The organism is Ruegeria sp. CDSB136, from assembly GCF_059610965.1.
The window spans coordinates 13377-33515 of the sequence record NZ_JBXWOP010000024.1 but is presented as its reverse complement, the minus strand read 5'-3'; the positions used below and the strand labels follow the sequence as shown (position 1 = coordinate 33515).

19 protein-coding genes are annotated in these 20139 nt (G+C 53.6%); 3 read left to right on the top strand and 16 right to left on the bottom strand.

Annotated features, from left to right (window positions below; all coding sequences use genetic code 11):
- The 3 genes from AC2FIR_RS21165 to AC2FIR_RS21155 all read right to left on the bottom strand — a co-directional run bounded on the left by AC2FIR_RS21165 (window position 1) and on the right by AC2FIR_RS21155 (window position 7579).
- Entirely contained in the window at window positions 1-6471 is a 6471-nt protein-coding gene (locus tag AC2FIR_RS21165) for a GAF domain-containing protein (protein ID WP_496763058.1), read from the bottom strand.
- Window positions 6472-6851: 380 nt separating this feature from the next.
- On the bottom strand, window positions 6852-7253 hold the full coding sequence (locus AC2FIR_RS21160) for a VOC family protein (protein ID WP_496763056.1): 402 nt from the start codon (window positions 7251-7253) through the stop codon (window positions 6852-6854).
- A complete protein-coding gene (locus tag AC2FIR_RS21155) occupies window positions 7250-7579 on the bottom strand; it encodes an ArsR/SmtB family transcription factor (protein WP_496763054.1) in 330 nt (109 codons plus the stop codon). Before AC2FIR_RS21155 ends, AC2FIR_RS21160 begins: the two co-directional genes overlap by 4 nt.
- Window positions 7580-7867: 288 nt before the next feature.
- On the opposite strand from AC2FIR_RS21155, the gene AC2FIR_RS21150 reads away from it, so the two are divergent.
- Both AC2FIR_RS21150 and AC2FIR_RS21145 read left to right on the top strand, forming a co-directional pair.
- Complete coding sequence (locus AC2FIR_RS21150) at window positions 7868-8125, top strand: YjhX family toxin (RefSeq protein ID WP_170612258.1); 258 nt, start codon at window positions 7868-7870, stop codon at window positions 8123-8125.
- Window positions 8126-8573: 448 nt separating this feature from the next.
- Entirely contained in the window at window positions 8574-9134 is a 561-nt protein-coding gene (locus AC2FIR_RS21145; RefSeq protein WP_480442101.1) for a CHAP domain-containing protein, read from the top strand.
- A gap of 498 nt (window positions 9135-9632) precedes the next feature.
- Here the strand turns inward: AC2FIR_RS21145 and otnC are convergent, their stop codons facing one another.
- From otnC to AC2FIR_RS21120, 5 genes are read right to left on the bottom strand one after another with little or no spacing between them, the layout of a single operon-like run.
- On the bottom strand, window positions 9633-10274 hold the full coding sequence (otnC, locus tag AC2FIR_RS21140) for a 3-oxo-tetronate 4-phosphate decarboxylase (protein WP_496763052.1): 642 nt from the start codon (window positions 10272-10274) through the stop codon (window positions 9633-9635).
- A complete protein-coding gene (gene otnK / locus AC2FIR_RS21135) occupies window positions 10271-11548 on the bottom strand; it encodes a 3-oxo-tetronate kinase (protein WP_480914360.1) in 1278 nt (425 codons plus the stop codon). The genes otnC and otnK overlap by 4 nt, the downstream gene beginning before the upstream one ends.
- Window positions 11545-12342 carry an N-acyl homoserine lactonase family protein gene (locus AC2FIR_RS21130; RefSeq protein ID WP_496763048.1) on the bottom strand — a complete coding sequence of 266 codons (798 nt, stop codon included), beginning with the start codon at window positions 12340-12342 and terminating at the stop codon, window positions 11545-11547. The genes otnK and AC2FIR_RS21130 overlap by 4 nt, the downstream gene beginning before the upstream one ends.
- Window positions 12339-12626: a putative quinol monooxygenase gene (locus AC2FIR_RS21125; protein WP_170612268.1), complete on the bottom strand. Its 288-nt coding sequence runs from the start codon at window positions 12624-12626 to the stop codon at window positions 12339-12341. The genes AC2FIR_RS21130 and AC2FIR_RS21125 overlap by 4 nt, the downstream gene beginning before the upstream one ends.
- A complete protein-coding gene (locus AC2FIR_RS21120) occupies window positions 12626-13912 on the bottom strand; it encodes a tripartite tricarboxylate transporter permease (protein WP_496763044.1) in 1287 nt (428 codons plus the stop codon). Before AC2FIR_RS21120 ends, AC2FIR_RS21125 begins: the two co-directional genes overlap by 1 nt.
- A 32-nt stretch (window positions 13913-13944) precedes the next feature.
- Between AC2FIR_RS21120 and AC2FIR_RS21115 the strand changes: the two genes are divergently transcribed.
- Entirely contained in the window at window positions 13945-14394 is a 450-nt protein-coding gene (locus tag AC2FIR_RS21115) for a MarR family winged helix-turn-helix transcriptional regulator (protein WP_480442107.1), read from the top strand.
- A gap of 37 nt (window positions 14395-14431) precedes the next feature.
- Here the strand turns inward: AC2FIR_RS21115 and AC2FIR_RS21110 are convergent, their stop codons facing one another.
- From AC2FIR_RS21110 to AC2FIR_RS21075, 8 genes are all read right to left on the bottom strand, one after another.
- The gene (locus tag AC2FIR_RS21110) at window positions 14432-15142 is read right to left on the bottom strand and encodes a hypothetical protein (RefSeq protein WP_496763042.1); all 711 of its coding nucleotides are present in this window, start codon (window positions 15140-15142) and stop codon (window positions 14432-14434) included.
- 36 nt (window positions 15143-15178) lie between these two features.
- A complete protein-coding gene (locus AC2FIR_RS21105; RefSeq protein ID WP_496747963.1) occupies window positions 15179-16237 on the bottom strand; it encodes an adenylate/guanylate cyclase domain-containing protein in 1059 nt (352 codons plus the stop codon).
- Window positions 16238-16531: 294 nt separating this feature from the next.
- Entirely contained in the window at window positions 16532-17032 is a 501-nt protein-coding gene (locus AC2FIR_RS21100) for a CIA30 family protein (protein WP_496747965.1), read from the bottom strand.
- Window positions 17033-17097: 65 nt separating this feature from the next.
- Window positions 17098-17550 (bottom strand): TspO/MBR family protein, encoded by a 453-nt coding sequence (locus AC2FIR_RS21095; protein ID WP_496747967.1) that lies wholly within the window; start codon window positions 17548-17550, stop codon window positions 17098-17100.
- A 13-nt stretch (window positions 17551-17563) separates the two neighbouring features.
- Window positions 17564-18067 carry an aggregation factor core gene (locus AC2FIR_RS21090; RefSeq protein WP_496747969.1) on the bottom strand — a complete coding sequence of 168 codons (504 nt, stop codon included), beginning with the start codon at window positions 18065-18067 and terminating at the stop codon, window positions 17564-17566.
- Between the two features lie 136 nt (window positions 18068-18203).
- Complete coding sequence (locus AC2FIR_RS21085) at window positions 18204-18587, bottom strand: nuclear transport factor 2 family protein (RefSeq protein WP_496747971.1); 384 nt, start codon at window positions 18585-18587, stop codon at window positions 18204-18206.
- 144 nt (window positions 18588-18731) lie between these two features.
- Window positions 18732-19112, bottom strand: a complete 381-nt coding sequence (locus AC2FIR_RS21080) for a VOC family protein (RefSeq protein ID WP_496747973.1) — start codon at window positions 19110-19112, stop codon at window positions 18732-18734.
- Window positions 19113-20126, bottom strand: a complete 1014-nt coding sequence (locus tag AC2FIR_RS21075) for a zinc-binding alcohol dehydrogenase family protein (RefSeq protein WP_496747975.1) — start codon at window positions 20124-20126, stop codon at window positions 19113-19115.
- Window positions 20127-20139 lie beyond the last annotated feature (13 nt).

The window sequence follows — 20139 nt, the reverse complement described above, 5'->3', positions numbered from 1 at the left end:
TCACCTTCTTGTTCGGGGGGAGTTCAAAAGGGCTTCAATTAAAACGGGGACTCGGATTGGTTTGGTGATGTAATCATCCATACCGGCGTCCAGGCACATCTCGCGATCGCCCTGCATCGCGTTCGCAGTCATGGCAATTATGCGAGGACGGCTGCCATCGGGGAACGCCTTGTTGATCCGGCGGGACGCCTCCAACCCGTCCATTTCGGGCATCTGCACATCCATGAACACGACGTCGTATGTTTGTCGGTTTACGCTTTCAACGGCCTCAGCGCCGTTGCTGGCCAAATCCGCGCGATACCCCATCTGCTCCAGCAGGCGGAGGGCGAGTTTTTGGTTCACCAAATTGTCTTCCGCCAGCAAAATGCGCAGGGGATGGCGCTTTGCCATATCGGGGTCTGTTTGGGGTTTGTCCGGTGGTTTGGCCACTTTCAGTTGCACCTTTTGGGTCGCAAACAATGTGACCAACGTATCAAATAGCTGCGATTGACGTAATGGTTTGGCAAGGTTGGCGGCAAACAACCCATCCTCAAGATCCATGTCGCGCTGGCCGAGTGAACTGAAGAGGATCATCGGCAGTGCCGGCTGCTTTGTGCGGATCTTTCCTGCAAGTTCCTCACCATCCATTTCCGGCATATGCATGTCGAGGATGGCCAGATCGAACCGGTCGGTGTTACCGAGCAGGCCCAGCGCTTCGGACGGAGTTTCACACGTCGTGGTTTGGGTGCCCCACTTCTCGGTTTGGAGAGCCAGAATTTTGCGATTGGTGGCGTTGTCGTCCACCATCAGAATGCGTTTGCCCTCAAGCTCGGGCTGAACGCCAACCAGATTGCGAGATGATGACTTCACTGGTTTCGCCGCTTTGGCCCGGATCTTGAACACAAAGGTAGAACCACGCCCTTCGCCTTCGCTTTCCGCCCACATTGTCCCGCCCATAAGCTCTGCAAGACGCTTGGAGATCGCAAGACCCAGACCAGTGCCACCATATTTGCGGGTCGTTGAACTGTCTGCCTGGCTGAAAGATTGAAACAGACGGCGCATGCCCTTGTCAGACAGGCCTATTCCGGTGTCGCGAACTTTGAACGTAAGTTCCAACGCGCCCTGCTCCTTGGCTGATCGCTCAACGGACAGAACCACTTCGCCGCTTTCTGTGAACTTTACGGCGTTAGACAGAAGGTTCAGCAGAATTTGCCGCAGTCGGGTCAAGTCGGCGCTGATCGCCGGGGGCAGAGCGTCGTCGAACTCATAGGCTAAATCGAGCTGTTTTTCGGCAGCTTTGCCGCTGATCAAATCCAGCGCGCTTTCTATGCATTCACGCAAGTCGAACGGATGGTTCTCGATATCCATCTGCCCGGCCTCGATTTTTGAGAAATCGAGGATTTCGTTGATGATACCCAGTAGCGCATCGCCACTGTCGCGGATCGTATTGGCATAATCGCTCTGCTCCGCATCCAACTCGGTATCCATTAATAGTCCGCTCATCCCGATCACGGCGTTCATCGGGGTTCTGATTTCGTGGGACATGGTGGCAAGGAAAGCGCTTTTGGCTTCGTTGGCCTCTTCCGCGGCCTTGCGCGCTTCTTCAGCTTCTCGGAATAGGCGCACATTCTCAATTGCTATGACAGCCTGGTCGGCAAAAGATTCCGCCATGGCGATATCGTCATCCGAGAATGGCTTTTTCGTTTTCCTGATGAACACAAGGCCACCCAGGCAGGTGCCGGCACGCATCAACGGAACACCCAGGTAAGCCTCGGTTCCGTTTTCCTTATGCAGTTTTTTCGCCAATCTCGGCAGTTCATGTGATGAAAAATCGGAAACATGCCGTGTTCTTCCCGACATTAATACCGATGACTGGAAATTGTCTTGTGGATCAAGCGGGTGACGGGACTGTCCGAAGTCACGTATCAACCCGTGCGGTGAAGCCACGGCCACTTGCCACCAGGATGACTCATCGGCCAAGGTTGCAATCGCCATATCACACGAAACAAGCCGGGTCGCGGACTCTACGATCATCTCAAAAACAGGCGTTGTATCCGTAGGCGATTGGCTGATCACCCGCAGTACATCAGCACTCGCCGTTTGACGCGCGAGCGCAGTTTGCGTGTCATTGAACAATTGAGAATTCTGGATCGCGATAATCGCCTGCGACGCGAATGTCTCCATTTGCTTGATTTGCTTTTCGTCAAAAGCAGAAGCCGTTCGGCTGCCCATGCTGATGACACCAATTGTGGCGCCGTCACGTATCAGAGGCACGGAAAGAACGGATCGATACCCTTCGAGGTTCGACTTCAGAACCGGATCATAAAGAGGGTCTGCCTGCGTATCCTCGACATAGTCGGCCTGTCCACGAAGAAGTGCACGCGCGGTCGCCGATGAGTTCCCCGGTTCAAACGGGTGCGCCTTCAGAAACTCGGTAAATCCGTCTGACAGGTTGTGCCCTGCAAAGAAATGATATTTTCCGTCCTCTGGTTTCTTCAAGGCGACGAAGGCATCCTGAAGACGGCAGATACGGGACGAAACGGCCAGCAACGCTTCCAGCACGGGTTCCAATGCGTCAGGAGATCGGGAAATCACCTCGAGAACTTCAGTCGTGGCAGTCTGGTATTGCAAGGCCTCTTCGACTTCTGCAGTGCGCGCCTGTACTTCCTCGAAAAGCTGCGTGTTGTTGATGGCGATCAGTGCCTGAGACGCAAAGGTTTCCAAAAGGCTGATCTGTTTGTCGTTAAACGCCGAAGCCTGCCGGTGCGCCATGACGATGACCCCAAGCGTCAGACCATTTTTGACAAGCGGAACGCCCAAAGTGGTCAGGTAATCGCCCATCTCGGCCGCCTGTTTCCATGTGTAAGTCGGATCGTTGCGCGTATCCTCGATGTAGACCGTCTTTCCGTGCAACGCCGTTCGCCCGATGCACGAGCCTTCTTCGGGAGCTATGGGGTTGTCTGACAGGAACTTCAGAAACGCATCGCTCACGTTGTGGGACATGACCACCCGGTACAGCCCGTCGTCTGGGTCCCGCATCGCGAAGAATGCATATTCCGGTGAACATATGCGCGAAGAAACCTCGAGGATGGCATCCAGCACCGGCGGCAGATCGTTGGGCGAGCGGGAGATGACATCCAGCACTTCTGACGTGGCTGTCTGGTACTTCAGTGTCTCTTCCACTTCGGCCGTACGTGCCTGAACTTCTTCGAACAACTGGGTATTGTTGATCGCAATCACGGCCTGGGCCGCAAAAGTCTCTAATAGAGAGATCTGCTTTGAATTGAATGGCGCGACCTTGTCGTGGCAGAGCACGATCACACCGACCACCACTTTGCCCTTGATTAGCGGGACACCTAGCAGCGAACGGTACTTTCCGATGCGAGCTGCCTCTTTCCATGCGTATTCGTCAGCTTCCGTGTCCTTGTAATAGACTGTTTCCCCTCGGGCTGCTGTTTGGCCAATTCCGCTCCCGTGACCGGCCGGAACAGGGTTGGCCTTCATGAACTTCATGAAAACACTGTCAAAATCGAGCATGATGTCAGTGTGGTAAAGGTTATCTTCCGGATTGAGGATCGAAATCGCAGCGTATTTTGGTTCGCAGATCCGGCTTGCGACCTTCAGGATTTCCTCAAGAACCGGCTCCAACTCGTTCGGAGAGCGCGATATGACCGACAACACGTCTGACGTGGCGGTCTGGTATTCCAGCGCTTGCTCTACTTCCGCAGTGCGTTTCTCAACCTCGCGGAATAGGTTCGCGTTTGTGATGGCGATAATGGCCTGGTCTGCGAAAGTTTGAAGCAATTGAATCTGTTTCTTGGAAAACCCGGAAACTTCCGGCGACCCGAGCGATAATACGCCCACGACCTTGCCGTTCTTGACCAACGGCACCCCAAGCAGTGATTTGTATTCACCGACGCCGCTTTCTTCCATCCATGTGTAGGACGCGTCCGCTTCGACATCTTCGATATAGATTGTGCGTTTGGACAGAATGGCCCGCCCGCTTACACCGCTCTCACTGGGCGAAATAGGGTGCGATTTGACGTAGTCCGCAAAAGCCGTGTCCTGAGTGAGTGTCGAGTGAACATGGAAAAGCCCGTCGTCCGGATCCAACATCGCAACATAGGCATCCTGCAACTCGCAGATACGCGACGCCTCTTTGAGGATGGCATCGAGAACGGGGGACAACTCGTTTGGCGACGCCGAAATAACCCGCAGCACTTCTGATGTGGACGTCTGGTATTCCAGCGCTTGCGTAACTTCCGCCGTGCGGTCCTGGACCTCCCGAAACTGGCGAACATTCTCCATTGCTATCACGGCCTGGGCCGCAAAGGTCTGGACCAGAGCGACGTCGTCATCTGAGAACGGTGCAACTTCACGGCGATAGAGCACGATCACCCCGAGTCCGGTGCCGCCTTTCATCAACGGAACCGCAAGAACCGAGCGGGCTCCTTCGATCTCGACCATCTGAACCCGTTTCGGGTCGCGGTCCCGGTAATAAAGCGGATCATCGGCGATGTTGTCCCGACGAATGACCTGCCCATCGACCATGGGCCTGATTGCGATCAGTTCCGTACGTGTCAAAGGCTCGGTGAATTCCCTGAGCGCTTCATCAAAATCGGTTCTCGCGCCAATATTGGCCGGGATCGTCGCAAGCCCGCGTTCGTGATCAGCGACACACAAGAAGGCCAGCGGTGCCTTGCACAAACGGCTGGCATTTTCGAGAATGCTGTGGAAGACCGGCTTGTCGTCGTCACGACTGCGACTGATGACTTCAAGGATTTCTCGCGACGCTTTCTCCCGCTCAAGCCGTTCCTGAACTTCGCGAAACTGGCGCGTGTTCTCGATGGCAATCACCGCGTGTCTGGCGAATTCATCGATTAGCTGCACATCAGGGTCGGCGAATGGGCGCACCTCGCGGCGGCTGACCGCGATGGCCCCGATGGCCTGCCCCCCCTGCATCAACGGAACTGCAACGCGGGACCGAATGCCTTCTACCTCAACCATCGCAACCGCCGTTGGATTGCCCGAGCGATAGTAATCTGTGTCAGCTATATCGTCGACGCGAACTACCTGACCTGTTCTTATCGCGATAGCGGCTGTAAACGAACCTTCGAGAGGCCACTCCGTTCCTATTTCAGCCCCTTCTTTTTGGTGACCCCAAGCCGCCACGAGCCTTCCGCAGGTTCCAGCAGAGTTTACCAGAATGAGTGCGGCCTGATCCGCACCACAAACCTGAGTGGCCTGCTGAAGAACCACCTCAAAGACCCGCGCATCGTCGTCCCGGCTTTTGCTGATCACTGTCAGAACTTCCCGCGTCGCCGTTTGGCGTTCCAACTGAGTGTGCAGCTCTGTCAATTGGCGTGTATTGTCGATGGCGATGACAGCCTGAGCTGCAAAGCTCTCGACCAAAGCAATCTCGTCATCGGTGAAAGGGCGTACTTCGCGCCGATAAATCCCGATTACCCCGACCGGGTCGCCGTCCACTGAAATCAGAGGGACTGTCAGAAACGAACGGACACCTTCTTCATCAACCAACTGACGGCGCCAAGGGTCCCCGTTAATGTAATGGTCTGTCAGGCGTAAATCGACGTTGTGAACAACCCGCGCTTCCCGCACGGACTCGGCAATCTGAAGATTTGAGTCCAACGACCAGCGATCAACACCGACCTCGTAAGTGGCCAATTGATCGCCGTAATGGGCAGCGTATTCAAGATGCGTTCCAGCTTCATTCAAAAGGCTCAGCGTCGCGACATCGGTTTCACACAGCCGGGCGGTGTTTTCGAGGATCGTCTTAAAGACCGGAGCTTCATCCTCCCGAGAACGGCTTATTACCTCAAGCACTTCGCGCGTGGCGCCCTCGCGCGCCAGGCGAGTCTGCAATTCGCGGAATTGGCGAACATTCTCGATTGCGATCACGGCTTGCGCGGCGAATGTTTCCACCAGCCGAACCTGATCGTCGGTGTATGGGCGCACTTCGTTGCGCGCCAACATCAAACACCCGATTGCCGCGCCATCCAGTTTCAATGGAACAAACAGATTGCTGCGGCATCCATGTGTGTCGACAATCAGCTTAAAACGCTCATCACCGGACTTGTGAAAATCGGTATCTCCCATATCGACAACGCGTTTGGTCTCGCCGCTGAGAATGGTATCGGTCACAAGGGAATTGCCCGGCTCCATGGTGTACTTACCGTCGAGCCACAGCTGTTGAATGTCCGGGTGCAGATTAACGCTGGCCACAAGTTGCTGAAGGGCATCCCCTTCTCGCCCCAGAACCAGACCGGCGAAGAAAGCGTCGCAGAGATCTTTTGCCAGCGTTACAATCAGATCGCAGACCGGTTGCACGTCATCCTTGGTCTCGGAGATTGCCTGCATAACCCGCGCGGTCGCTTCGAACCGCGCCTGCTGATCAGCGACGCTGAGCCCCTCACTTTGCGCGGATGACGACGCAGGACCTGCCGTCTCTCCTGATGGTCTTTTTTCACCCACGTGAGGTTAAGCTCCCCAGTCAACTCATGAAAAGTACCAGGTTCGAGTTTAGAGAGCATGAGATAGAAGTCACTGAGTTTTCTTCGCGGGTCCCGGAATCAGCGTTGCCCCGCAATCAGCCCAAGGTCACATGATCCGATCATTTCAGATGAGCCGTGCCAAAACACACATGACGAAGCGGGCTGCCGTCGGCACCTTTTGCAGGTGTTCTGTTAGCACTTCATTGAGAAATCTGGATTCAACAAAGAAGGTTTCTGGGACCTGTCGATGCGTGTGCTCGAAGTGCGCGCAATGCATTGCTTTGGCAACAGCGATCCCATCATCGTCGGGAGAAAGGTATTCCGTTGTTCGCGCCTATCGCAAACTGATCCGCACGAGCCTCAGGCGGAGGCGACGTCTTTCATTTGGATGAGCTGAATGAGATTTCCGCACGTGTCATCAAAAACAGCCATGTGAACTGCCCCCGCATCCATCGGTTCGGTGACGAAATCCACGCCCAGATTTTTCAGCCTCTTGTACTCAGCATCAAGGTCCTGGACCTGAAATGAATGTGCGGCGATGCCGTCTGCAACAAGGGCTGCTTTGTAAGGCCCCACCGCCGGGTGGTCGCTTGGTTCAAGCAGCAACTCGGTCCCCTCGGGATCTTCCTTTGATACGACCGTCAACCAACGGTTTTCGCCCAATGAGATATTGTGCTTGACCTTGAACCCCAGGGTTTCAGTGTAAAACTTCTCAGCTTTGTCTTGGTCATCAACAAATATGCTGGTTACGTAGATTTTCATGTCTTGGATCCGTTTGGTTTGTAATTTGTGAGCCATGATACAGCCGCGATGTGCTCATCGCTCACGCGCAAAGAGTGCGTTTTTGTCCGGCCCTTCCATTCAACTTCGATCAAGCCTGCCTTCTCCAACACCGCCAGATGCTGGGAAACCGTCTGCCGGGACAACGCAACACCATCCTCCGCAACCGATGCGGCGCAAACTTCGAACAGCGACTGGGCAGGTTGCCTGCTCAGACGGTCGATGATGCGGCGGCGGGTGCTGTCGGAAAGTGCCTTGAAGATTAGGTCGAGCTGATCATCTTTCATGACTTCAATGTGCAGCAACATTACTGCATATTTCTTGCGCCGGAAGAGACGTTCATGAGTCCTGCGAAGATGCCAGAAATGGGCGCACCAGGACTAGTTTTCATACGACTTGACACATGACGGGCGGATGACTAAGTCGACAACCGCCTGAGGCATACCGCCTCGTGCAACGGAGATTTTATGAAAGAGACCCGGGCATAACGCCCGTTCCTGGCGACCCAAATTCAGGAACACCAACATTGATAGGCACACTCACGCGCGATGCTGAGTGAACCTGTTTCTGTGCTTTCGTAAGATCGAGACATCCCAATGAATATCTCAAAGCACGAGCAACGTGTTTTGCACGAACTCGCCCTTGGCGGGGCGATCCACTTCGAACGCCTAGAAAACGGCAAAATCCACGACGTCACTTGTTACACGCGCGACGGTCATGTCCTGACCGACTGCAGCCTTGGCGTCTTCAAGCGCCTTTTGAAGCGCCGTTTCATTCGTTCGAAAAACGGCAGTCCTTACCGCGCATCCGCGTTGGGGATCAAATCTGTGCGTGCGCAAATGAACCAAAGATAGGAAAGAAAAATGAACCATATGAAAATCGAGGTCATCGGGCTTTTTACCCAAGTTCAAGTTAGTTCCGACAAACAAGCAGACACCGCACCCCTGAGCTTTTGACCCTGTCGCAATTCTGGATGCAGCTTGAGTTGAGGCCCGGAATCGCAAAGCCGCTCGATGGTAAGGCGATTGCGGTCGCACTGATCATGCAGCCGGAGATGACAAAGTAATCTTTGGTTAGGCTCCGTAGTCTGCACATACCCTTCGCCATCCAATTGGCGGAGGGTTCTTTCGGCTACACAGTGCTCAATCTTCTTTTGGGAAATACGTCTTCCACCTCGGCTCTTGGCCTAAACTCGGTGCAGGGAACTGGCAAAATCTTGCCGGGGAATTGGCAACCCTCTTTTCATTTCAGATTGGATTACCGTAAAAGCCTCGAAAGTCTTCGAACAGGCAAAGAAGCGACTTGCACACCAGCGCCCGCAAAACGAATACAAACCTGCCGATTTTGCTCGGCACTGCCCGAACCGCGATTGCGTTGGGGCTTTTCATTCTTGTTTCTGCCTGTGCCCAAAACCCATCCGAAAGGGAACTCAATCCGGAACGTCAGTCAATGGCGTTGCGCGAGGTTTCACAAAAGCAGGCCCGGGGGCAAAGGGTGTGGTGCGTACCCTATGCACGAAGCCTCAGCGGCATCGAAATTCGCGGCAACGCCAAGGACTGGTGGGGCAAGGCGCACAATATTTTTCAGCGGGGCAATGAACCGGTTGTCGGTGCGGTGATGTCGTTTCGGGCTACCCGAGGGATGCCGTTGGGCCATGTGGCTGTCGTGTCCGACATTGTCACCGAGCGGGAAGTTATCGTGAACCACGCGAACTGGCACCGCAATAAGGTATCATTGAAAATGGGCGTCAGGGACGTATCCAAAAACAATGACTGGACGCTGGTCCGGGTCGAAAGTCAGCCGGGCCGGTATGGCAGTTTCTACCCGGTGAACGGATTCATATATCCGATCGCTACCAAGTAGCCCAAACTAATTTCTCTTCTCGTTCGCCGTAGACCCGTAGAATACCCCGCGCGCAATTCTCATCCCGGTCGTTAAGCACGGTCACTGACCGTCCTCGCACAGAAGACGAACAGTGGCGTCGCTCGACATCTCAAAAAATTCAAAGCTTGATTTGTAACACCCGTTTCGGTCCGGCAATAGCAATTGGTAAGTTTTCACCCGAACGGCGTTACCAGAAGGCAACCAGACAAAACTTCGCCGACATTTATTGAGCTTCGATCTCCGACAATGGGAGGTTACCGTGGCCAAAGCTTTGCGCCAAAGATGCAAATCTTTGGGCGAAATGCAAAGCTTTGGGAGCACCTACAACCTGTTGTGGGTTTGCGCATATCGCCGCGCCTATGCTATTGATTTAATTCATGAAATTCAAGTGAGCTCGCCCACAACTTTGCGCGACGTTTGCGCAAAAATTTGCGCGATTTGCCCAAAAGCTTGCTCACTCACCATTTTGGTGTCGGCTTAAATCCTTCCGAAAGTCTCTTTTAGTTCTACGACTTGAGCTACATCCAACATTCGGGTTGGCATACCTCGCAGTGCCAAGAGTAACTTGGCTGTTTCTTCCAGCTCTTCTGCTGCACAGACCGCCGAGAAGAGGTCCTTTCCCGATACGACGGGACCGTGATTGGCTAATAGAACCGCACTATATTTGCCGCCGAGTTCGCGGATCAAATCACCGGATTTCGGATCACCCGGCTTGACGTATGGAACCAGTTTGACCGTGCCGACGCGCATGACCACATACGGCGTAAGTGGTGGAATACAGTCGTCTGGATCGGTGTCTTCCAGGCAAGATAGAGCAGTGGCCCAGGTCGAATGCAGATGAACCACCGCACCCGCGTCTGGCCTCGTCTCATAGAAGGCTTGGTGCAGAAAGACCTCCTTGGTGGGCTTGTCGCCGGAGACGTGGATGCCCTCCAAATCAATCTTGGCGATACGCTCTGGGTCGATATCACCCAAGGTGGAATTGGTTGGCATCATGAGGATTCCGTCATCAAGACGTGCCGAGACATTGCCCGCTGTGCCGACGGAAAAGCCACGCGCAAACAGCGAAGCACACAGTTCCGACATCTGCTGCCGTAAAGCCAATTCTTCAGATCTCATTTGCCGGCCTCCATCATTCTGAGGGCTTTCGCAAAAAAGTCCGGAGCGCCAAAGTTTCCAGATTTTAGGGCCAGCGCAATGGGTTCAGTTTTTCCAACGCTCAGGACTGGCACGCCCGGGTCGATCTCTGGCCCAATTGACATGGCCGGAGACCCCAGTGCCTCAGAGATGACCTTGGCAACAGCTCCCGACGTCTCTCCTCCTGCCACCACAAGGCGCTTGTACCCCGTTTCGGCAAGTTCTCGTGCTGTATCTGCAAAGAGATTGTCCAGCTTTTCCGCCACAGCCTCCTGACCGAATTTGTTTTGGATCGCCCGCACATCATCCGGGCTTCCCGATGAATACGCGAGCGGTGCCTGACCCGGATGCGTTTCAAAGAAATCCAGAAGCGTTTGCGTAGTCACATCCCCGGACATGACACCCGAAACATCGATGGCGAAGGTCGGATGGGATTTCGAATGAACATCAATCTGTCCACGGGTCGCGCCTGAGCAAGACCCGGCAAGGATAGCGGCAGGCCCAGAGATACCTGTGAACACACTGCCACTTCTTATGGATGAAGCTCTTCTGACGAAGTTTCTCGGTAGCCCCAGTGCTATCCCCGATCCCCCAGTAATGAGCTGGGCATCCTTTAGAGCCTCACCCCAAGCCAGCAAATCCTCGTCCGAAATCGCATCGCCGATCACAAAGCGTTCGTCGGCGTTCTGCAACGCATCAAGAATTGCCCCTGATCCTTGCTTCACGGTGTCAATTGACACCAATCCTACCGCTTCTTCAGTCTGATGCTGCAACCAACGCCTGATGTTCGCATCCGTCATCGGAGTAAGAGGGTGATTTTCCATCCCAGACTCGTGCAATAGCTTGCCAAGCACAAAAAGATGGCCCTGATAGATCGTTCGGCCAGTTGTCGGAAAAGCCGGGCAGAAAACCACCTTTCGCGCGCCCAGTTCGTTGGCCAACGCTTCCACAACGGGTCCGATATTCCCATCCATATTGGAGTCAAAGGTTGAGCAATATTTAAAGATGAACTGCTGGCATCCTTGGTCTGCGAGCCATCGCAAGGCTCGCAGGCTGTCCGAAACAGCTTCTTCGACAGGTGCGGTGCGGCTTTTGAGCGAGATCACACCCGCTTCAATCTCTTCGTCAGCCGGGATCGTCGGAATACCTGGGAACTGCGCGGTTCTTAATCCACCTTCCGGTTCAACGCCCTTCGCCAAGGTGTTCGCAATATCGCTCGCACCGGTAAAATCGTCCGCTATGACACCGATTTTCATAATTTGATGTCCCTCGTCGGCCCAGGATCCAGCCTATGGATATGCGGTGCCCCACCGACGGGAAAAATCTCACGCACAAGCGGATCATGGCCGGGCACGATAAGTCGAGGATGCGAAGCCAACCTCTCCAAGGTCTCGAAACCATCCATCATGTCCTGCAAATCGACGACGATGGGAAAAGCTTTGCGCGCCATGAAATTCTCATAGTAATGCGAGGCGTCCGAGGCCAGAACCATCCACCCGGCTGTCGTTCTTACACGAACGCATTGCAACCCGCGCGAATGCCCACCGATGCAGTGCACCGTGATCCCATCTGCAATCTCGGCTTCTCCGTCGTAGAACACGACTGTGCCCGAATAGAGACGCTTTACGACCTCACAGACATGGCCAGCCGTGAAAGGCACACGCAGGTGGTCATGGCACATGCAGGGACCTGTAGCGAAGACCATTTCCGCCGATTGCATGTGCAACTTCGCGTTAGGGAACATATGCACCCCCCCTGCGTGGTCATAATGAAGGTGGGTCACGATGACCTCAGTCACCGCTTCCGGCGCGATGCCTAGAGGCCGCAAAGCCTCGCGAGGGTCCATCGCGATGGGACGACCACGGGCGGCAGCCTCATCGGAGTCGTAGCCAGTATCGACCAGAATGACTTTTTTGCCGCGTTTGAGCACCCAAACGAAGTAATCCATCGCATGAGGCGCGTTGTGATTGTCATCGATGATGAAACTATCAGCTCGCGTCCGGGCATTTCGATCCGCGTATTTCACGGCGTGAATTTCCCAATCGTTCATCGGATGACCTCGGAATACTGGTGAACTACCTTGGTGGCGATCATATAAGCCACTGCCGCATCAAAGGATTGAAAATGCGCGCTTTCTAGGTGGGCAGAGAACGCCACGCTGTCATCATAAACCTCATAGAGAAAAACTGTCTCGGGATCGTCGCCGAGGCAAACGTCAAACTGATGGCATCCGGGTTCTTCACGCAAAGAAATTGAAGCGTTTTCGACCATCAGCGGCAAGAAAGCTGCTCTCGTACCGGGTTTGAGAGTGAAGGTGACAGTAACCGCAAACATCAGACAGAAATTCCTTTTAGGCGTGAGTAAGCGCGCTTTGCGACGGGCAGTTGGCTGAGGATCAGACCAATGTTGAGCACCAGCAGAATGGCCGCACCGGGTCGTGAAAAGAAGACCGAAAGATCCCCGTCCGACAAGAACAGCGACCGGCGGAAGGTTTCATCGAACAGACTGCCCAGAATAACCCCGATAACCAAAGGCGCGATTGGGTATTTCATCAGGTTCATGAAATAGGCAACTGCGCCGACGCCAAGCATCAGATAAAGATCATTGATGCCCCCACCAACGCTGAAAGACCCAATTGTTGTCAGAACCATAACGACGGGCAAAAAGATGATCTGCGGGATGGCAAGTATTTTGATAAATACCCGAGCGGTGAAAAGCCCCATCAGGAACATCGTCAGCGAGGCCAACACCAGGATTGCAACCACGCGCAGAATGATTTCGGGGTCTATCGTCGGGCCCGGGATCACGTTGTTGATCTTGAAGGCCCCCATCAAAGCGGCGGCGGGTGGTGAACCGGGAATGCCCAACACCAACAGCGGGATCAGCGCGCCGCCAATACAGGCGTTGTTTGCAGTCTCAGAGCACAACAGACCTTCCAAGGAGCCTTTTCCGTACTTGTCGCCCTCGGTAGATAAGGTCTTGCCAACACCGTAGCTGACCCAACCGGCTACATCTTCGCCTACTCCGGGAAGTGCTCCGACCCCTGTCCCAATCACGCCTGACCGGCCAATGGTGGGCAGGTAGCGTCGAATTGAGCGAAGGTTCGGAAGGATACGACCTTTCAGGGCCAGAACTTTCCCGGCCTCAACGTGCGTCAAACCGTCAATGATTTGGGGGATCGCAAAGGCCCCCATCAAAACCGGCACGACCTGAAACCCGCTCAACAGGTAAGACCAGCCGAAAGTATAGCGCGGTTCAGACAACAAAGGGTCGAGTCCCACCATGGACATCGCAAGCCCGATCAGACCGGCGATCCATCCCTTAATCACCAGGTCTTCGCTCATCAAAGTGCCAGAAAGCAGAATGCCGAAGAGGGCCAGCAATGCTTTCTCCGGGCTTGCGATGTTCTTTGAAACCAAAAGCAGCGCCCAGACGAAAATCAAAAGTGTGATGGTCCCGATAACTGTGCCAATGAAACTGGCCGTCGTGGTCAGCCCAAGTGCTTCGCCCCCTCGGCCCGCTTTGGCCAGAGGGTAACCATCCATGGCTGTTGCCGCGCTGGCTGCCGTGCCCGGAATGTTCAGCAAAATAGACGGGTATGGGCCTGAACCAATTGCCACGCCCCGCTGGACTCTAGAGACACGAATTCTGAATGAAGCCTGAAGATGAGACCAACGAAGTCTACCGGTTCTTCACCGAGGTCGGGATCATCAATCAGTTGATCTCGACCAAGCTAGAAGCGTTCTTACCTGGCAGAATGACCGCAACCCAATTTGGCATATTGGGCCACCTGGTCCGGCGCCCCGACGGAGAAACTCCGCTACAGCTATCGAACGCGTTTCAAGTGCCCAAGACGTCGATGACGCACATGCTCTCCAGCCTTGAAAATCATGCCCTAATTACCCTTGAAGCCAACCCCAATGACAAGCGTTCGAAAATTGCCCGGTCCACGCCGCAAGGCGCGGAGTTTTTGAGTGCTTGTATGGAACAGATGTCAAAAGCGCTTGGTCCAGTATTGTCCGAACTCGGGTTCGATCCATTTCACAATTCGCTGCCGAATCTGACGCTCATACGCAAAGTTTTGGACAGCGAACGGGACTAAGAAATACCAACGCCAACCAGAATACGAAGCCAAATTGTTAGAACATCATGCAATCTCCGCCCGGGGGAAGCGGCTGTGATCCTTCAGGCAAGGTGGGCGTGTATTCAAATGTCACAATCTTTGCGCCACCGTCGAATGCCACGAACAATTGGTTTGATCCTGGCCTTATGGCGATGCCTTCCGGGTCGGTTCCAAACTCCAACAAGCTTTGCTGGGCGAGTAGTTGGCCGTCTGCCGTGAACTCATACAAGCTGTTTGACCCTTCCCAATCATCAACAATCAACATGTGACCGGTACGCGGATCAATCGCGATTCCTTGCGCCTCACTCAACGGAGGAGAAAGCTTCATGGTATCCAACCTTGCCGTCAAAGCACCCTCTGAAGTGAACCAAGATAATCGTTCAGGGTCATCTTCCACGGTCACAATCTGCCCTTTGGCATTGATCGCGATCCCTTCAGTATCCGCAAACCCACCTTCAAGTTCAAAGGGTGTTCCTAAAGCGGTTCCTTCCTTGGTGACACGTTGGAGTCTTCCAAGACCGTCGCCAACCAACAAGTGATCCCCTTCGATAGCAATTGCTTTGATCCGGAAGAGATCACTGGATATTCGGCGCAATTGATCCCCTTGCAACGTAACGAGAATTGCCTCGGGTCCCTCGTTCGCAATCCACAGCCCGCAAAACGTTGGATCGTAGTCAAGACTTGCGGGTTGATTGAGCTCGTAGTGCCCTGTTTCGCGAAGATTCAATGCAAAGAACGCGTGATCTCCTAACGACAATGCGCATCAATTTGCCTGATCAGAGAGACTGAGAACACGAAAAATCTGCACGGGGTTACCGATGCCCTTCAGCTCTCTTTCTTCCAGTTCTTCTGTCTCCACATAATCTTCTATGTCTAATAGCGCCCGTTGGTTCAAAAGGATCTGCCCGTCGCTGGCAAAATCGCAAAGCCTCGATGCAGTGATCACCACGCCGCCGATAGCGGTATAGTCGGCCCGACCATGAAACCCGATAAGCCCAAGGGTTGCGTAACCGCTGCTGATCCCGATACCCAAACCCATCGCATGCCCAAGCCTCAGCCAGGGTGCTCGAATTCTGTCAAAGGCTTCGCTTATTGCTTTAGCCAACCGCACGGCTTGCAGGACGGGTTGCTCGCAGGGAACCGGATCATTGAAGAAGACCATCAAACCATCTCCAGCTCGGTATCCAATCGTCCCCTTGTGTTGGGCAACTAACTGACCGACGTCATCGTGGAATTGCTGGAGAAGGGTAATGACATCTTCCGGCTCAATCGCCTCGGAAATGGCGGTGAAATTACGGATGTCGCAGAATAGGCAAGAGATGTATTGACGATGGGTTTTAAGAAGCTCTTCAGAATTTTCTTCTACGACGAGCTCCGCCACCTGAGGAGCAAGGAATTGTTTAAGTCGCCCCAGCCTGTCAATTTCGCCTTCCTGGCGCTTCACCTTCTCTGTCAGCCTTTCGTTTAACGCCTCTATTTCATGCGTCTGGTCACGAACCTTGTGGTTTAACGCATCGAGTATAAAGTTCTGGTTTAGCAAAGCTGCAATCACCAAAAGTACATAGGCGAGCGCTTCGACGCGTTCGTCATAGCCGAAATACAGCGTGATAATCAAAATAAGGGCAGCAATCCCACCAAGGACGAGTGGAAGCTCTTTGGCATGTCGTTTACGGTCTCTCCACAAGAAACTGACCGCCAACAAAGCAAACACCCACATGAGCACCGCTTGCACATGTGGGTTTATGGAAAGCGCTTCATAGCCAACCAAATAAGTCAACAGAATTCCAGAATAGCATGTGGCCAAAGAGGCAAGTGCAGCCAAAACTGCTCCGATCCCTATTGGCATCGAAATTCTGAATTCCTCCGTTGCCCTTCCGATACCATCGGCTACAGCGTGCGACCTAGGTTCCGCGACGGATTCATTTCTGTTCTCGGGATCAGACATGGTCCTCGTTTGCGCTTGGCTGCTGCCAGAGTACGTTTGAAATGATGTTGCGTCAAAACCGCCAACCCTGCAGCCGGACGGTCGACGTTTCCGCGAAATCGGCGCCGTCAGACAAAACAACCTCAAGTTTCACATTGGTTGGCAACCGAGGTGAATTTCGGAACCTGAACGTCAGTAAAAACCAATCTCACTGACATCTACGCGGGCCTCGTGATCGCGCCCGTAGGCTACAACTCCGACGGAGGTGATTTCGTCAGCAACGGGAATAGCGCGCAACATGGCACCTGAAGCTTTGAAGCCTGACAGAGGCAAATAGACTTCGGTCCATTCTTCAGAAGTTGCGAACGCGGCCTGATAGTATTGCCAAGGAAGCACCGTGCCACGTGTTCTGAGGTGAACGAAGTAGTGCTCGCCGTTGCCCCGTACCAATAGCCTGACGCCTGATACACCCTCATCTGGCCGATCAGACAACTTGCGCCGGAACTGGATGAAGCCGCCGTTATTTTCTGTACTGACGGTTCCGGTCAACCGTGCGAATGCAACATCACCCTCCGAACGAAACTGCACCTGCCCTGAAGAAACTCCTCCCATTACGGTGTCGGCAACGTAGTCCCAACGCGTCTCCGGTGACTCGGAGAAGTCTTCTGCAAGATTTTCATCAGCCTGTGCCATTGTAGATCCGATGATAAAAAGACTTGAAACAAGCCCAGCGAAGTTTCCACGCATATCGTTCTTTCTCAGTTCAGTATCGCGATAGAAAAGTTCAAGGCCGCGGCAAATGCGACCCACGCAAAGTACGGAAGGAAGGCCAGTGCGGAAACCCGATCCGAATTCCTGACCTTAACGATGAACACAACGATGACAGCCAACAACGCGACAATGACCAAAAGGGCAAACCACGGCAGTTGCAGTACGAAAAAGGCTGGGGACCACAAAAAGTTCAGACCCATCTGCGCCCACCACAACTTCATGGCGGTCGAGCTTCGGTCTGTTTCAAACTGGCGCCAACCCGCCATAGCGATCAAAACATAAAGCACCGTCCAAACCGGCCCAAAAATCCAATTTGGTGGGTTGAAGGCCGGTTTAGAAAGCTGCGCATACCAGTCGCCGGGTGCAGTCAGTGTCCCGATCAGGATGCCGCCTCCCACCATGAGCGCAAGGAATGCTATGCGGATCAACCAATTCGACATTGTTGGATAGCTTTCAGCAGTCCTTGGTCGTCACGTTCACAAGTGCTTCGGAAGAGAAGGTCGCAGTATTAGTCTCATCCGCATCGGTATATGACACCGTGGCGCCTGCGATCTCCGACCCTGTTACGGTGATTTCGCGTTGCCCGATAGTGTCATCGACATCGATGGTAAAGGCGAGATTGTCCCCGACTCCGTGGGAGGCGATCTCAAGCTCAATTGTATCTTGCCCATCCACGACCGCTGGAATTTGACGCAGAGCATCCGCACCCTCAACGAATTCGAGAGGTTGGAATACCTCCACGCCCGCACCCTTTTGGGTAACGTCGAAAATCAGACGCCCGGCAGATTGCGACAAGTCAATTTTGACGGTCGAGGCTTCTACTTCGCAAGCTCCGACATTTGTCAGAACAAAACGGTCCTTGGGTGCGCCTTCTATAAAGCGAATTTGTACACCAGCTTGAAGCGAGGTGGCTGTGAAAAGTCCAAGGGTCGCCGCAAGAATACTCTTCGGGAGCATATTTATCTCCTAACTAAAGGGTTCTTGATAGATACGCTTCGGCGGGTTTCATGGATCAGACTTATACCCTTTGGCCATCTTGGTTTAGCAGACAGGAGCTTTCGAAGCTCTATGCTCCGCAGTCAGAACGGCGAAGTCAAAACATGCCATTGTCATTCTCGCTGTTTGCTGGAACTTCCTGAAGAACGTCCCAGTGTTCGACAACTTTGCCATCAGCATCCAGGCGAAAAATATCTATCCCTGCGTACTCGAGACCATCAGGCCAGATTTGGTGGCAATGCAGAATAACGTGATCGTCTTCAGCAAACGCTCGTTTGATGTCCACTCGCTTTCGCGGATATTCGGCAGCCATGCGCTCGAAATATTCGATAAAGGCTTGCTTGCCGTCGCCAACATGTGGGTTGTGCTGCGTATAGGTTTCACCAACAAAGGTTGCTATGGCCTCGGCTGGTCTACACGCGTTGAACATCATTTCGTAGAAAGCAATGACGTTTTTCTTGTTTGTTTTGAGGTCCGGCATACTGATCTCCAAATCGACGTTTGCACCGCCCAAAAAATGTTGGCCCACGCAAGTCATGGAAGCAACCCGGAAGGACCTCAATCCCTAATCGGCAAGATGTTACCGGCTTGATTTTGCGTTGCGACTATTTCGCGGGTTAGCCACTTATTCGGTTTCTTCAAAGTCTATGTGAATGTGATTTCCATCAGGATCGGCCACATGGATTTGCACCATTCCAGCCCCCGGGACATCAGTTTTGCGATACTGGATCTGACACGAGATCAGTTTTTCTTCGAATGCGCCCAACCCCGTGGCTGAAAGCGCGAAATGCTCGAGTTTGAGCTTCACTTCGGAGCCGACGTTAGGTGTTCCTTCGTGACCCACAAGGTGAACCACTGCGTGATCACCCGCATACAACCAAGCTCCGGGAAACGGAAGATCAGGGCGGGCCCCGAGTTTCAAACCCAAGATCTCTTCATACCAAGTAACCATCTCAGGCAACCTAGTCGTCACGATATTCACATGATCCAGCCGCTCAATTCTCATCTAAAAACCCTCAAGCACAAGCTTACCTTTGGCTTTTCCGCTTTCGAGGATAGCATGCGCATTCATTAAGTTTGCAGCATTGATTGTACCAAGCGTTTCGGTTGCCGTGGATCTGATCTTTCCATCGTCTATCAACCCGGCAACCTGATTCAGGATTTCGCTTTGACGATTCATATCTCCAGTCCCAAAAAGCGACCGAGTGTACATGAACTCCCAATGCAATGAGATCGATTTGAATTTGAACGGCGCGATGTCGAAGGTCTCAGGATCATCGATCAACCCAAAGCGACCTTGGGGTGTCATCATCTCCCCAGCTTGAGACGCATAAAGCTGAGAGTGGTTTGTTGAATAGACGAAATCCACACTTTCGATACCCAGAGCCTCGAGTTGTGTGCCAAAATGTTCTGCGTGGTTGATGACATGGTGTGCGCCCAGCCCTCGAACCCAGTCTTGTGTCTCGGGTCGGGACGCCGTCGCTATCACTGTCAAGTCAGTGAGAGCCCGCGCCAATTGAATGGTGATTGACCCGACACCGCCTGCGCCACCAATAACCAGCAACGTATTGGTTCCGCCGGAAACGGCATCTTGGACCCGCAAGCGGTCGAACAGCATCTCAAACGCAGTAAGCGTCGTTAGCGGCATCGCCGCAGCTGCTTTCGCCGGTATGGATTTTGGCGCTGATCCGACAATACGTTCATCCACCAAATGAAACTCGGCATTGGTTCCCGGTCGGTCTATTGCCCCGGCATACCAAACTGCATCTCCCGGACGGAAAGTCTCAACCGTTTCGCCAACTGCTTCGACGATGCCTACTGCGTCCCACCCCAAAATATCAGGTGCTGGACCTACAGGAGCACGTTTTTGCCGAATTTTCGTATCGACCGGGTTCACTGAAACGGCCTGCACTTTCACCAACAAGTCATGCCCCTTCGGCGTCGGTTTGTCGGCCTCGAAGTCGATTAAGGCGTCCGCCCGATCAATCGACCCTGTCTCACGGTATCCCACGGCTTTCATAAAGTGCTCCTTT